The 13,890-nt window shown below is 69.8% G+C and carries 8 protein-coding genes and 3 pseudogenes; 8 read left to right on the top strand and 3 right to left on the bottom strand.

Going from position 1 to position 13,890, the window contains the following annotated elements:
- Positions 1–1,502 precede the first annotated feature (1,502 nt).
- A complete protein-coding gene (locus tag ACFY1U_RS16290; protein WP_390694782.1) occupies positions 1,503–2,159 on the top strand; it encodes a hypothetical protein in 657 nt (218 codons plus the stop codon).
- Positions 2,160–2,247: 88 nt separating this feature from the next.
- On the top strand, positions 2,248–2,682 hold the full coding sequence (locus ACFY1U_RS16285; protein ID WP_390694781.1) for a barstar family protein: 435 nt from the start codon (positions 2,248–2,250) through the stop codon (positions 2,680–2,682).
- Positions 2,683–2,698: 16 nt separating this feature from the next.
- Here ACFY1U_RS16285 and ACFY1U_RS16280 read toward each other — a convergent pair whose 3' ends face one another.
- Complete coding sequence (locus ACFY1U_RS16280; protein WP_390694780.1) at positions 2,699–5,668, bottom strand: response regulator; 2,970 nt, start codon at positions 5,666–5,668, stop codon at positions 2,699–2,701.
- A gap of 645 nt (positions 5,669–6,313) precedes the next feature.
- Between ACFY1U_RS16280 and ACFY1U_RS16275 the strand changes: the two are divergent.
- Positions 6,314–6,556, top strand: a pseudogene (locus tag ACFY1U_RS16275) (fumarylacetoacetate hydrolase family protein); the annotation flags it as partial.
- Positions 6,546–6,943, top strand: a pseudogene (locus ACFY1U_RS16270) (4-hydroxy-2-oxovalerate aldolase); the annotation flags it as partial. The pseudogenes ACFY1U_RS16275 and ACFY1U_RS16270, both read left to right, overlap by 11 nt.
- Positions 6,944–7,284: 341 nt before the next feature.
- Here the strand turns inward: ACFY1U_RS16270 and arsM are convergent.
- Positions 7,285–8,058, bottom strand: coding sequence for an arsenite methyltransferase (gene arsM / locus ACFY1U_RS16265; protein ID WP_390694779.1), 774 nt, complete (start codon positions 8,056–8,058; stop codon positions 7,285–7,287).
- A 107-nt stretch (positions 8,059–8,165) separates the two neighbouring features.
- On the opposite strand from arsM, the gene ACFY1U_RS16260 reads away from it, so the two are divergent.
- The 4 genes and pseudogenes from ACFY1U_RS16260 to ACFY1U_RS16245 all read left to right on the top strand — a co-directional run.
- A complete protein-coding gene (locus ACFY1U_RS16260) occupies positions 8,166–8,540 on the top strand; it encodes an ArsR/SmtB family transcription factor (RefSeq protein WP_390694778.1) in 375 nt (124 codons plus the stop codon).
- Complete coding sequence (locus tag ACFY1U_RS16255; protein WP_390694777.1) at positions 8,537–9,280, top strand: aquaporin; 744 nt, start codon at positions 8,537–8,539, stop codon at positions 9,278–9,280. Before ACFY1U_RS16260 ends, ACFY1U_RS16255 begins: the two co-directional genes overlap by 4 nt.
- Positions 9,281–9,304: 24 nt before the next feature.
- A complete protein-coding gene (locus ACFY1U_RS16250; protein ID WP_390694776.1) occupies positions 9,305–9,733 on the top strand; it encodes an arsenate reductase ArsC in 429 nt (142 codons plus the stop codon).
- A 456-nt stretch (positions 9,734–10,189) separates the two neighbouring features.
- Positions 10,190–10,294, top strand: a pseudogene (locus ACFY1U_RS16245) (flavoprotein); the annotation flags it as partial.
- Between the two features lie 282 nt (positions 10,295–10,576).
- On the opposite strand, the gene ACFY1U_RS16240 reads toward ACFY1U_RS16245, so the two are convergent.
- Positions 10,577–13,222, bottom strand: a complete 2,646-nt coding sequence (locus ACFY1U_RS16240; protein WP_390694775.1) for an RICIN domain-containing protein — start codon at positions 13,220–13,222, stop codon at positions 10,577–10,579.
- Positions 13,223–13,890 lie beyond the last annotated feature (668 nt).

Genomic DNA, 13,890 nt, shown 5'->3' with positions numbered 1-13,890 from the left:
TTATCCCCGACGACCTCCCGGTCTGACGCACGACCCCTGGCGGTCAAGTGCCCGCTCGCAGGGCTTGTGCACCGCCCACGACGCAGCACGTGCAGGACGGTTGTCACCCTCGCCAGGAACAGCGGGCTGAGGGCTCGCCTCCGGCTCATCTACGTGAAAGTGCAGGTCAGCGCCACACTGTGACGTGATTGAGGCACCTCCTCAAGGCGCGCGTGCCCTCTGCGTGCCCAGTCTCGGGGCACAGGAGCACCGGTAAACCGCAGGCAGTAACGGCTCCCAAATGAAACAAGCCCCAGGCCGCTGACCTGGGGCTTCAAGAAGAGGGTGACGTGAACCGAACTCGCGCTCTCAGCTTGGGAAGCGACGGCGCTTGGGCGGACTCTAGGTCTCTGACCTGCGCAGATAGTCTCTCCTCGGCGAGGTTGTGAGGGTCGATTCGCCCCGCTGCTGACCGTTGTTGTCCGCCCTTAAGGGCACGCTATGGGTACGGCGTCGTGGATCGGCGGTGTGTTGGGTGCGCGCGATGGCTGAAGCGCCAAGCTCGGCTAGTTCTCCTGCCAGGATCAGATTCCGCGTCGCGAGTGCACACACCGGCTCGTGAGAGAGCCACGCTACGACAGGAATGCTGAGTCAGCGTCACTTGCGCCCATCAGTGTTGAGTCCCTGATAGCCAGCGAAGATCGACTCCCGTTGAAGGGAGGGATCGTGCAAGCACACCAGGGGCAGGGGCGTGGAAAGGGCACGCATGGAGCCCTTGCTCGACAGGGCATGGCTGCAGGTGATCCGGCTCCATTACGGGGCTCGTGCGGCCAGTCAGTGCAACAGAGGCCAGTGGCCAGGCAGCGAAGCCTTGCGTGGACGTTTCCTTGGCGAGGTCGGGAGTACGACGGTGTGGCAGGTGCAGGCGCCGACGGGTGTCGGGGGCGACATCAGCAGGCCGACGCCGACGTTGCGGTAATCGGTTCCCTTCCGGTGAGGGCGGTGGCGGAGAAGACCACCACGCTGATGGCTCAGGCCCGCCAGTCCCTGCCGTCGGTGAGACGGACCAGTTTGCAGGCGGCGATGGTGATGATCGCCATGACTGCGGGGCGATGCCGTAGAAGAGTGCCTGCACCGCGTTGAGGCCCGCGTAGTGGGCGTAGACGGCGGTGACCATGTTCGTTTTCCGCGGCCTGCGGGGCGCGTTGGATCCGGTGTCCTCGTTCGGCCGGCGCCCGCCACCGGGATGGTCTGGCCCGCCATGCGCCACTCGTCGGCTGCCTCACCGAATACTGCCGACTGCGCGAGCTGACCTTGTACGCCGTGTTCACCGACCGCGAGCGGTCCGGACCGTGCGTTCACCGGTGGCCGCCCGGGCGGCCTTTCTCACAGCCGGGTGTCAATTCCGTCTGTCGGACAGCTGTGAGCCGGCTGAGAGGCCACTGCTACGCACGACCGGTTTCTTGATGGCACCGGGGCGAACGGCCCCCGGGTGAAACACCGGAACTAGCGAAGGAGACGTCTTGTCCTCCTCTCTTGACACGGTGTCCGCGTCCGACGCGGAACGCCGTACGAAGCGCCCCCGGCTCCGGGGCCGCCGCCGGATCCTGGCCGTCGCGAGCATCGCGCTCGCCCTCCTGGGCGGCACGGTCGCCGAGTCCGGCGCCGCGTTCGCCCAGTCACCGCCTGGCGCCTGCACCCAGTGGTGCAACAACCCTCCTGCGGGCGTAAACCAGCAGGACTGGAACGAAGCGGTCATGGCGGCTGACTTCTGGGCGAACCACTACATCGACTGGAACAGCAGGGTCAATTACGGCTGGGGGCAATACCGCATCCTCCAGCCGTGGAACGGCCACGGGTGGCCCGGAAGGGGGGATGGCCAGCGGTGGTACGCGTACAGGGACGGGCGCGGCTACGGCTACGTGTACTACGGCGGCGAGTACGAGGACCGGAACGGGTTCCTCACCCAGTTCGATATCGGGGCCCACGGCGGCAATTCGTCCACGTCCTACCAGCACGGGCCAAACGGTCCGTCTTCCTACATAGAGTACGACATCAACGGCCACAACGCGCCGAACGACCCGCGCGACGCGTGGCGGATCGTGCGTAACGTCAACAACGGGAACACCTACGCCACGTTCGACCACTACAACTCGTGGAACTACCTGGGCAGGTACTAGGTACTAGGGCCGGGGACAACCGGGTGGTGCGGCGGACGGGGAATCTTCTGCCGCACCACCCTGACAACCGAGAAGGAGAGGAACCGCATTGTTCGGTGCAAAGACGTGGATCCGCCCACTGGCCGAGGTGGCCGTCGACGTTCCGGCTCGGGAGGAGGTGCGCGGCTCCCGTTGCCGTACCAGACAGGGTCTGTTCATGGAATGGGCCGCCGTGCTCGGCTTCCCGGACTACTTCGGGCACAACTGGGACGCCTTCTACGACTGCCTCCGGGACACCGTGTCGCGAGCGGACACCGGCCCAGCCGCCACGATCGGACGGCCGGCCGCGCCGCTGACAGTCATCGTCCGGGAAGCCGGCGACCTCCTCGCCGCCGAGCCGGACAACGCCCTGGCCACCCTCGTGTCCATCCTCGGCAACTTCGCCGATGACGGCGGCGGCGAACCACGCCTGCTGCTCGTCCTGGACGACACGCCTGACCGGCTGTCCCACCTGGAGCGGCGCATGGCGGCGGCAGGCTGCTGACGGCCGCCCCCTCGGCTCAGGCGCGTAGCTTGTAGCCGAAACCGCGGACCGTCTCGATACGGTCGCGGCCGATCTTGGCGCGCAGCCGCATCACCTGGACGTCCACGACGTGCGTGTCGCCGGACCAGGCGCAGCCCCAGACCCGCTCCAGGAGGATCTCCCGGGTGAGGACGGTGCCGGGCGAAGCGGCGAACTCCCGCAGCAGCTTCAGCTCGGTGGTGGTCAGGTGGATGGGTACGCCGTCCTTGTGCACCTCCAGAGACACCGGGCAGTACACCAGGTCCCCGAACCGGCTCGTACGAGTGTCGCGCCGTCGGCCCGCGGGGGCCGTGCGTCGCAGCAGGGCGCGCACGCGGGCGAGCAGGACCGTTCCGTCGAAGGGTTTGGCCAGGCAGTCGTCGGCGCCCGCCTCCAGGCCCCTGACCACGTCCGCCGGGTCGTCGCGGTCCGCGAGGAGCAGAACGGGCACCGCGGACTCCTCGTGGATCCGCCCGGTCAGGCCCATCCCGTCCAGACCGGGCAGCCGCTCGGCGAGCACGGCGACGTCCGGTGTCTGCTGACGGAACAGGGTGAGCCCCATCAGGCCGTCGGCGGCGCTGCGTACTCGGTGGCCGCTCGCCTCCAGGATGCGCCGGGCGTTCTCCCTGACCGCCGGGTCGCCGTCGACCAGCAGTACGTCGCATACGCGGGGTCCCTCGGCGGGTGACGCAGGCTCGGTGTCCGCGGCGGCGGGCGCGTGTCGGCGGCGCACAGCGCTCGGCGCCGTCTCCTTGACGTCGATGTCACCGTCGGCGTCGATGGCAGCGCCGGTACCGGGATCGCCCTCGGTGCCGATATCGCTTTCGGCACCGCTCTCGGCGTCGGCGTCGGTGCCACTGCCACTGCCGCTTTCGGTGCCGGTGTCGTACGCGGTGTCCCTGCCACATTCGGGCCCGGCACCGGAATCCGTGTCGAGGGCGAGGGCGAAGTCGACGGCCTGTGCGCGGGTGCGGTGTTTGCCGCCTTCGGCGAATGCCTGCCGGTACGACGCCTCGCCCAGCGCAGCGATCGCGGCTTGCTCGCAGCGGGCGTGCCACTCGGCCATCTGCGGCCCGAACGCGCAGATCGAGCTTCCGGCGTCGTGCCACAGGGCATCCGCCAGGCCGAGCAGCCGGGCGGCCCGCTCGTGAGCGCCACCGGCGGCGGTGGCCCAGGCGAGCAGTTCCAGCATCCTCCCGACCATCGCGTAGTCGTTGAAGCCACGCATGCCTTCCAGCGCGGACCTCACCAGGGTCTCGGTCGTCTCGCGGTCACCACGGGCCCAGGCGTCGTGGCCCAGGGCCATCAGCACCAGGGCCCGGCCCCAGCGATCCCCGCTCGCCCGGGCGGCGGCGGTGAACCGCGCACCGGTCTGTGCGGCCCGAGGGTCACCGAAATGCGCCTGGCTGAAGGCCAGCGCGAGCCGCCAGGATGCCGCCTCGCACTCGTCACCCAGCGCTGTCATGGCGGCCAGGGCCTCCTCGTACCGGCAGATGCTGTCTCTGGGCCGCCCCTGGTTCTGCGCGGACACCCCGCGCAGGCCCGACGCCTGGATCCGCACCCACGGGTCCCCCAGCCACTCGCCGAGCGCGTCGGCCTCCTCCAGCCAGCGGTCGGCTGTCGCCAGATCGCCCTGCGTCTGCGCCGCCCAGACGGCGACCAGCAGCGCGCGGGCGCGCTCCGGGCCGGGCTCGGGCGCCGCGGCGAGCACCCGCTCGAACTGGCGGCGCCCCTCACTGAGGAAACCGCCGACGCACCAGTGCCAGCGCAGGGCGGCGACCAGCGCCAGCCGGGACCGCGGGTCACCCTCGTAGTCGAGGGCGGCCAGCAGATTGGGGTGCTCCACACGCAGCCGGGCCAGGTTCTCCTCCTGGCCGGGGCCGTACCAGTTCCGGTCGATGCGGTGGGCGAGGGCCAGGTAGAAGTCGCGGTGGCGTCGGCGCAGTGCGTCCTGCTCGCCGGAGTCCGCGAGCCGCTCCCGGCCGTACTCCCGGATGCTCGCCAGCAGCCGGTAACGCCGCCGGCCACTCGCCTCGCAGGTCAGCACGACCGACTGGGCGACCAGCCGGTCCAGGAGGTCCAGCACCTCGGCCTCGGCGATGCCCTCCCCGGAGCAGACGGCCTCGGCGGCCTCCAGGCTGAACCCGCCGGCGAAGACGGTCAGGCGGTTCCACAGCAGCCGTTCGGCCGGGGCGCACAGCTCGTAGCTCCAGTCGATCATCCCGCGCAGGGTGCGCTGATGAGCCGGTGCCGTCCGGCTGCCGCCGGTGAGCAGTGCGAAGCGGTTCTCCAGCCGGTCCGTCAGCTGTCCTACGGTGAGCGTGCGCAGCCGGGAGGCGGCCAGCTCGATCGCCAGCGGGAGCCCGTCCAGATCGGCGCACAGGCGCGCGAGGGCGGCGTCGCCTGCCTCGTCTTCATGGGACCGCTCCCACACCGCGACGGCCCGGTCCCGCAGCAGTTCCACCGCATCGTCCGGCGCGAGCGGCGCGAGGGCGAAGACATGCTCACCCGTGACACCCAAGGTGTGGCGGCTCGTGGCGAGGATGCGCAGCTCGGGAGCGGCCGACAGGAGGGTTCCGGCCAGTTCGGCGCACGCGTCTACCAGGTGCTCGCAGTTGTCCAGCACCAGCAGCGCGCGCCGCCCGGCCAGATAGCCCGCGAGCTGGTCCAGGAAGGGCAGCGCCCCGAGGTCGGGCACCCGCAGCGCGCCCGCCGCCGTGGCCGCCACCGCTGCCGGGTCGGTCACCGGGGCGAGGTCAACCAGCCACACTCCGTCCGCGAACGCCTCCCGGGACGAGGCGGCCACCTCCAGCGCCAGCCGCGTCTTGCCCACACCGCCCATGCCCGTGAGCGTCACCAACCGCCGTAGGCACAGAAGGCGGCGGATCTCAGCGGTCTCCTGCCGTCGGCCCACAAAACTCGTGATGGCGGCGGGCAGACTCCCACACTCTGCGATCACCTTGGTCACGCTTTCCCCGTCTCCCCGTACCATGATCGAAAATTCCCGGCATTCTTACCGATCCCTCACGGTCGGCCCATGGTCAGCCCATGGTCGGCCGTATCGAAGGACTTGGACGGCTCAGGATTTACGAGGCGGGTTTCTGCCGTGTGAACGAGCATGGTCCCGCCATCAGCCGAATATGGCGCCCACCACCACCTTGACCTGCACCGACAAGGGCGGTGGCAGTCTTGCGTGGCATATCTCGCAAACTCGACACAATGGACGTTATCGCCTTGTAACCGGCCACAGAGCCATCACGCGACCCGCCGGCCTTTGGCCGGAGAACCGAGCCCTCGAAATCACTCGACGCAATTGTCAGGCAGCCGAGAATTGATTGGCGACATGAATCGTGCCAGTGATCAATCGCCTGGTCCTGTTCGGGCTGCGGGCCGAAGGAGCTGGGCGGCTCCATCACTCTCGTCACGCACCACTTTCCGACGCGGCCGGAGCTGATGCGATCTGTCGGGCGCGAGATGGTCGACAGCTATGACACCGAACTCGCCACCCTGGAACAGGGCGCGGACGCGCCTACGCGACTGCGGATCCTGATGCGCTGGCTGCTCCCGCTGGCCGAGAACGAGTGGGCGGCGGAGAAGGGCCGCATCGTCCTGCGGCGCCCTCGTCCCCCTGGACCGGGTCGACCTACGCGCCGTGACGACGACCCTGACGAAGAACGGCGAGACCGTCTCGCGGGGCACCGGCGCCGACTGTCTCGGCAGCCCGCTCACCGCCGCCCTCTGGCTCGCCACCACCCTCGCCGGCCTGGGCGACCCGCTGCGGGCCGGCGACGTCCTCCTGACCGGCGCGCTGGGCCCGATGGCCGTCGCCGCCGAGGGCGACGCGTTCCGTCGTCGCCGTCGAGAACGGCGTCACCCGCGTCGACGCCTCGCTGGCCGGACAGGGCGCCGGCGCGGACAACTGCCCGCTGGAGGCGTTCGTCGCGGTCGCCGACCTGATGGACTGGCAGCACGGCTGCGACCTGTTCCCCTGATGGACGCCGCCGACGACCTCGTACGCGCCCTGCAGGACCGCGAGGTCCGCGTTGACCGCGAGACCCTCACCCTCGGCTACGCGGGCGTGTACTGCAGCTTCCTTCGGCACGCCGAGGCGGCCGCCCCCCGCCACGGCCTCGATACCCGGACGATCCTCGTGGAAGTCGGTCGGCGCAAGATGATCGGAGGCCGGGAGGGCATGATCATGGACGGCGCGCTCGACCTCGTGGCGGCCTGCCCCGTCGGCTGAGATAACGGCGGCTGGCCGGAGCCCGCCTCCGCAAGGGAAGCCGCCCGCGGGCCCTGGTGGCGTCCTCGCGGCCGGTTCGAGTTGCGGCGCCCTCACCGAGTCGCCGGCACCACAGGGCCCACACCCCTACCGCCGCGCGGACGAGGTGGATGAGACCCAATGGCGGTGGACTGAGTGCTGCTTGGTCACCCGAGTCCTTCCGCCAGGGCGCGCAATGCGGGGACAAGGAGGGAGTGTGCCAGCAACATAGCGGCGTCGTAACCGGCTGGTGCCCCGCCGAATCCTTCCCAGTCGAGGAAGTAGGGGGTGACGCTGGTGAGGTTGGCGGTGTACCGAGCGCATCAGGAGCTGCTCGTCTCGCGGACGGGTGCCGGCTTGACCGCGCGGACGATGGCCGAGTGCAAGCCGTCGGCGACGGAGTGGGTCGGAGTGATCTCGACGCCGGCGAACCCGGCGGCTTCGAGCCCTTCCCGGTACTCGGTGAAGGACAGTGCTCCGGCGATGCAGCCGACGTAGTCGCCGCGCTCGCCACGTTGCCCGGCGGTGAGGGTGTCGTCGGCGACGACGTCCGAGACGCCGATGCGGCCCCCGGGCTTCAGCACACGGAACGTCTCGGCGAAGACGGCGGGCTTGTCGACGGACAGGTTGATCACGCAGTTGGAGATGACGACGTCGATCGTGTCCGCGGGAAGGGGGATGGCCTCGATGGTGCCCTTGAGGAACTCGACGTTGGTGGCTCCCGCCTTCTCGGCGTTGGCCAGGGCCAGGGCGAGCATCTCGTCGGTCATGTCGAGCCCGTACGCCTTGCCGGTCGGGCCGACGCGGCGGGCGGAGAGCAGGACGTCGATGCCGCCGCCGGAGCCGAGGTCGAGGACGCGTTCGCCCTCCCGCAGTTCTGCCACGGCGGTCGGGTTGCCGCAGCCGAGGGAGGCGGCGACCGCCTCGGCGGGCAGGGCGTCGCGCTCGGCGGCGGCGTACAGCGTGGAGCCGAAGTTCTCGTCGACCTCCACCGGCTCGGGCCCGCAGCAGGCGGCGTTGCCCTCACTGACCTTGACGGCTGCGGCGGCGTAGCGCCGACGGACGGTTTCGCGCAGGTCGGCTGACTGCTCGCTCATGGCGTCACTCCCGGGAGACACGGGGCATGGAGGTGCCCCGAACGTCCTGTATTGACGTTCATTGATTCAACCTTGCGTCTTGAATCGAAAAACGTCAACATAGAGGCATGTCGAAACAAGAGCTTGCGGTGATCGGCCAGGACGCCGACTGCTGCCCGGGGGTGTCCGCCGCACCGCTGAACGACGAGCGGGCGGCGGAGCTGGCCAAGGTCTTCAAGGCCCTGGGCGACCCGGTCCGGCTGCGCCTCCTGTCGATGATCGCCTCACGCGGCGAGCGCGGCGAGACCTGCGTCTGCGAGCTCACGCCGGCCTTCGACCTGTCCCAGCCGACGATCTCCCACCACCTCAAGCTCCTGCGCCAGGCCGGTCTCATCGACTGCGAGCGGCGCGGCACGTGGGTGTATTACTGGGTGCTGCCCGGCGCCCTGGACCGGCTCGCCGTGTTCCTGAAGGCCCCGACCGCGACCGAGGCGCTCGCGTGAGGGCCTCGCTGGGACGCCGCGCCCTGGCCGAGGCCGCCGGGTCGGCAGCGCTGGTGGCGGTCGTCGTCGGCTCCGGCATCCAGGCCACCGAACTGTCCCGGGACGTCGGCGTCCAATTGCTTGCCAACTCGCTGGCCACCGTGTTCGGCCTGGGTGTGCTCATCGTGCTGCTCGGGCCTGTCTCCGCGGCTCACTTCAACCCGGTCGTCACACTCGCGGCCTGGTTCACCGGCCGCCGTGCGGGCGACGGATTCACCACGCGGGATCTGGCCGCGTACGTCCCCGCTCAGATCGCGGGAGCGATAGCGGGTGCGGTCCTGGCTGACGCGATGTTCGGCAAGCCGCCGGTGCGGTGGTCGACGCACGACCGCTCGGCCGGCCACCTGTTGCTGGGCGAGATCGTGGCCACGGCCGGCCTCGTTCTCCTGATCTTCGGGCTGGCCCGAGTCGGTCGTACCCACATGGCTCCGGTCGCGGTGGCGTCGTACATCGGGGCGGCGTACTGGTTCACGTCCTCGACGGCGTTCGCGAATCCGGCGGTGACGATCGGCCGTGCGTTCACGGACACATTCGCCGGCATCGCACCCGCTTCGGTCGCTCCGTTCATGGCGGCGCAGGCGGCCGGTGCCGGACTCGGACTGGCGCTCGTGGCGGTGGTCTTCGGGCGTCCGGCTCCCGCACAGCCCGATACCTCCCCCGTCCACAGCGAGCCCGACCTCGCCGCCCCCACCCTTCCCTGACCCACCGCCCAGGAAGACGCCACCATGAGCAGCACTCCCGCCGCCGACCGCCCCTCGGTGCTCTTTGTCTGCGTCCACAACGCAGGCCGCTCCCAGATGGCCGCCGCTTTCCTTACCCACCTCGCCGGCGACGCGGTGGAGGTCCGCTCGGCCGGCTCGGCCCCGGCCGACACGGTCAACCCCGCGGTCGTCGAGGCGATGAGCGAATCGGGCATCGACGTCTCTGCAGAGACCCCGAAGGTCCTGACCGTCGAGGCCGTCCGGGCGTCGGACGTCGTGATCACCATGGGGTGCGGGGACACGTGCCCTGTTTTCCCCGGCAAGACCTACCTGGACTGGAAGTTGGACGACCCGGCTGGGCAGGGCGTCGATGCCGTACGTCCCATCCGCGATGGGATCGAGGGTCACGTCCGGGGCCTGCTCGCCGACCTCGGAGTGAAGCCGCGCCCGTGACAGGCGCTGTGTGTCTGGCAGGGTTCGTGAACTGCTGCTTTGCGTAAGCGACTTCGCGGGTACTACCTGCAGCAGTGGCGCAGGTCACACAAAATGCGTCTCGCTATTTGAGGCGTCCGGGGCCTGGAGTTGCTCAAAGTGGCGCCCGGGTGGCCCTGGAATTGCCGCTCGACCGCGACGTGGCGTGCGCGGAGGGCACGCCATCAAATTGGTCTAGACAACAGATAACCCCAGGCCATTGACCTGGGGTTTCATCACAGAGCGGGTGACGAGAATCGAACTCGCGCTCTCAGCTTGGGAAGCGACGGCGCTTGCGGCGGCGAATAGCTTCTGACCTGGGCGCATGTGCTGTGACGTGACGTCCGAGGACGCGGGATCGCACCGCTGTTGACCGTGGTTTACCGGTCTTATGGGCACGCTATGGGCACGCCATCGGCTCGGAGGCGCGGGGAGCACCCCACCTTCAACACGGTCAACAAGTGGGCCGCCGGCATCTGCGACACGCTCGCCCTGGGCATCCTGTGCGAGGCGTACGGCATGGGCATCCCGACCGCTGTCCTGAGAAGGGGGCGAGCGTAGCCGCGGATGCCGCCGCTTGCCTCGCTCGCGTACACCGCCCGCTCGAACGGCTCGCCATCCTCGATCGGCCGCATGCGCATGCCGCACATGCGCCCGCCGTACGGTCTTCTCGACGTCCCCTGCCCGGTAGGGCTTGCCAAGCCTCGTTCACCCATCACAGCTTGACCTGCACCGCCGGCGGAGTGGTGAAGGCGACGGGCGGTCCGCCAACCACGGTGGGGCCGCAGGCCGTTGAGCCTGCGGCCCCCTTAGGAGGTCGGGATCTCAGGAGGGGTCGCCGTACTGGAGACCGCGTCCGTTGGTGCCGATGTAGACGCGGCCGAAGGTGTCGGGGTCGCCGGTGATGATGCCGATGCCGCTGATGCCGCCCCACTGGTGGGCGTCGTCGTTGACGCGGAGCCAGGTGGCGCCCTTGTCGGTGGAGCGGAACACTCCGGTGACGTCCTTGACGGTGCCGATCAGGTACAGGGCCTGGTAGGAGGCGCCCGACGCGGCCTTGCCGAAGCCGAGGGCGGAGGCGGACTGCACCGAGGAGAGCGTGGTGAAGCTGCGGCCGCCGTCGGTGGAATGCAGCAGCCCCTTGCCGCCGCCGGAGAGCCACAGGTCACCCGCGACACCGGGGACGGCGCTGAGCTTGCCGCTCGGCAGGTTGGATGCGCGGGCACCGAAGGTCGCGCCGCCGTCGGTGCTGGCGTAGAGCGTGCCGTTGTTCAGCGAGTAGAAGGTGTTGGCCGAGGACCGGTCGGCGACGACCACGGCATCGTTGCCGAGACCGTTGACCCTCGACCAGCTCGCGCCCCGGTCGGTGGAGCGGTACGGGGCCTGGCCGGCCTCGGCCCAGACGAACGTGGAGCCGTCCGCCGCGATCGCGATGTGGCCGCTGTCCGCGCTGGGCACCGGCTCGCCCTTGAAGCCGTTCCAGGTGTGGCCGCCGTCGGTGGAGAGGGCGCCGTCCTGCTTGCCGCCCCGGCCGACCCGGACCACCAGCGAGGGGTCGGACTGGGCGAAGTCGACGGAGGTGCTGTTGTACATCTCCGGGTTGGTCAGCCGCCCGGTGGGCTCCTTCGTCAGGTCGTCGTACACGAAGCCGCCTTGGTCGCCCAGCGAGGTGATGAGGGCGGCGGCGCCGGGCGGGGAGACCGCGTCGTAGTACGCCGTCTCCTCCAGCCCGCGGGCTCCGATGAACCAGTGGCTGGTGCCGCCGTTGTCGGTCGCGTTGGCGTCGTTGCTGGCCCAGATGCCGTTGCCGGTCCCGTACAGCACGTGCCCGGAGTCGAACGGGTCGATGCTCAGCGCGGTCATCCAGTGCCCGATGCCGGTGCCGAGGTACGGGGCGATGGAGGCGTTTCGCACGGACTTGTCGGACTGGGTCTTCCAGGTCGCACCGCCGTCGGTGCTGCGGTAGACCTCGTCCTGCGGCCACCAGCGGTCCAGCGTGTTGACCATCACCGTGGACGGCTTCTGCGGGTCGACGGCCAGACCGCCGAAGCCGTAGTTGCCCTGGGACGGCGAGATGTTCTTCCACGCCCCGCCGGCGTACTTCCACACCGAACCGCCCGACACGTTGTTCGGGCCGGTGTTGTTGGAGTACGACAGGTACAGCGAGCCGTCACCGGAGAGCACGCCGTGCTGCGGCACCTGGCCGGTGGGCTGCCCGGAGACCGCCTGCCAGGAGCTGCCGCCGTCGGTGGACCGGTACAGGTTGGTGGACCTGTCGGCGACGCCGACGTAGATCGTGTTGCTGCCGGCCGGGCCGTACGTCACGAAGGAGATGCCGGTGCCGAAGCTCGCGCCGTCCTTGACCGGGAACGAGGAGACCTGGCTCCAGGTCTTACCGGCGTCGGTGCTGCGCCACAGGCCGTTCTTGCGGGTGCCCAGCAGCAGGTGGTCGTGGTTCGCGGGGTCGATCACCAGGCGCTCGCCCGCCCCGCGGGCGTCCTCGTTGCCGCCCAGCTTGAACGGCAGGTCGGTGCGCTGGAAGGTGCGGCCGCGGTCGGTGGAGCGCAGGAGCGCCCCGTTGCCGGCCCACTCGTTGGTGTAGGTGCCGGCCGCGAGGTAGAGCCGTTCCGGGTCGACCGGGTCGGTGGCCAGCGACTCGATGCCCAGCAGGTTCCAGTCCTTCTCGCCGAACTGGTCGGTCAGCGGGATCCACTGCTCGGCCCCGGTGTCCCAACGGTACGCGCCACCCATGTCGGTGCGCGCGTACAGCAGGCCCTTCTCCTTCTGGTTGAAGACCAGGCCGGTGACGTAACCGCCGCCCGCCACCGGGGCGTTCTTCCACACATACGGTCCGGCCGCGGCCGTGGTCTGCGCGCTGCCGGTCCCGGACGCCTGGGTCTCGGCTATTTTCACCAGCTTCCACTGCTGGTTGGTGCCGCCCGTGCCCGGATACTGGATGACTGCCGCGCCGTCGGCCGTGGAGCCGCCGGAGACGTCCAGAACCTGGCCGCTCCTACGGGAGGTGAAGGTGACGGCGTCGGAACCGCTCACATCGCTGATCCGCCACTCCTGGGAGGTGGCGGAGCTGTCGGTCTGCTGCTCGGCGGCGGCCGTCTGATCGGTGGAATTGCCCGCTATGCCCAGCACTTTGCCGCTGTTGCGGTTCACCAGCTCGTAGTAGCCGTCCCCGGTGGACTTCAGCTTCCACTGCTGGTTGGCGGTGTTCTGGTCGGTCCACTGCTGGATACGGGTGCCGTCGGCCGTGGAGAAGCCGTTGACGTCGAGCACCTTGCCGCTGCGCACGGAGACCAGCCGGTAGTAGGCGCCGGCGTCGACCGTCGCGGCCTGCGAGTCCTCCTGCACCAACAGGAGATACGGCACGACGATGGCGGGCGCGCCGACCAGCACGGCGGTGGCGGTCCAGCGACGGCGGTGGCGCCCGCGGCGCCCGCCGTTCGTGGAGTTGTTCATGGGGAGGCGTTCTCCTTGCATACCGTTCACCAGAGGGAAGGCGGATCCAGTCACCCGAACCACCGGATCCGACTCCTTGTGGTCACGGGCCCCGCAAAGGGTTGCCGCGAGCCGGGAACTTCTTGACGGGAGTTTTCCTCCCCGATCACGGCAACCTTGTGGGGCATCCGCGACAGCGACTCCCAACGCGGCGGTGAGAACCCGCTGCTGTTCGACACCACGGCAATAAGAAGCAACTTCGGCGCTGCGTGTCCTGGATGCCGAATGTCGCAAGGCGCTCGCCGCGCTGCGGGCTCGGCCACCTCGTCCAACGCTCCATGCTGGACCGGGCGATGGGCCTCGGCGAACTCGCCCCGATGCTGGTCACCTTCGGCATCTCGGTCATGATCCCGAACGCCCTGGTCCAGTTGTTCAGCAGCGACGCGCAGCCCCTGCCCATCGGCTCGCTCGGCACCGCGAGCATCGACCTCGGCGGTGGCCTGGCCATCGGCTGGTTCCCGCTGAGCACGCTAGCGGCGGCGGTGGCGGTCCCGTCCTCGCTGCGCCTCTTCACGGCCCGGCGGACCCGGCGGACCCGGAGGCCGTGGCGGCCAAGCGCGCCAGGCTCACCGGCGGTGCCTCGGGCGCCGGGGCCGCCGAGTGAGCGGTGCCCTGGTCCTGGACAGCGA

Source organism: Streptomyces sp. NPDC001351 (genome assembly GCF_042896045.1).
Lineage (GTDB): Bacteria > Actinomycetota > Actinomycetes > Streptomycetales > Streptomycetaceae > Streptomyces.
The sequence above is the reverse complement of the archived record's forward strand: the minus strand, read 5'-3'. Positions and strand labels throughout refer to the sequence as shown.

Bases quoted from the DNA above. Each gene is read 5' to 3' on its own strand.
- arsM (WP_390694779.1), bottom strand. From the start codon at position 8,058: ATGAGCGAGCAGTCAGCCGACCTGCGCGAAACCGTCCGTCGGCGCTAC.
- ACFY1U_RS16260 (WP_390694778.1), top strand. From the start codon at position 8,166: ATGTCGAAACAAGAGCTTGCGGTGATCGGCCAGGACGCCGACTGCTGC.
- ACFY1U_RS16250 (WP_390694776.1), top strand. From the start codon at position 9,305: ATGAGCAGCACTCCCGCCGCCGACCGCCCCTCGGTGCTCTTTGTCTGC.
- ACFY1U_RS16240 (WP_390694775.1), bottom strand. From the start codon at position 13,222: ATGAACAACTCCACGAACGGCGGGCGCCGCGGGCGCCACCGCCGTCGC.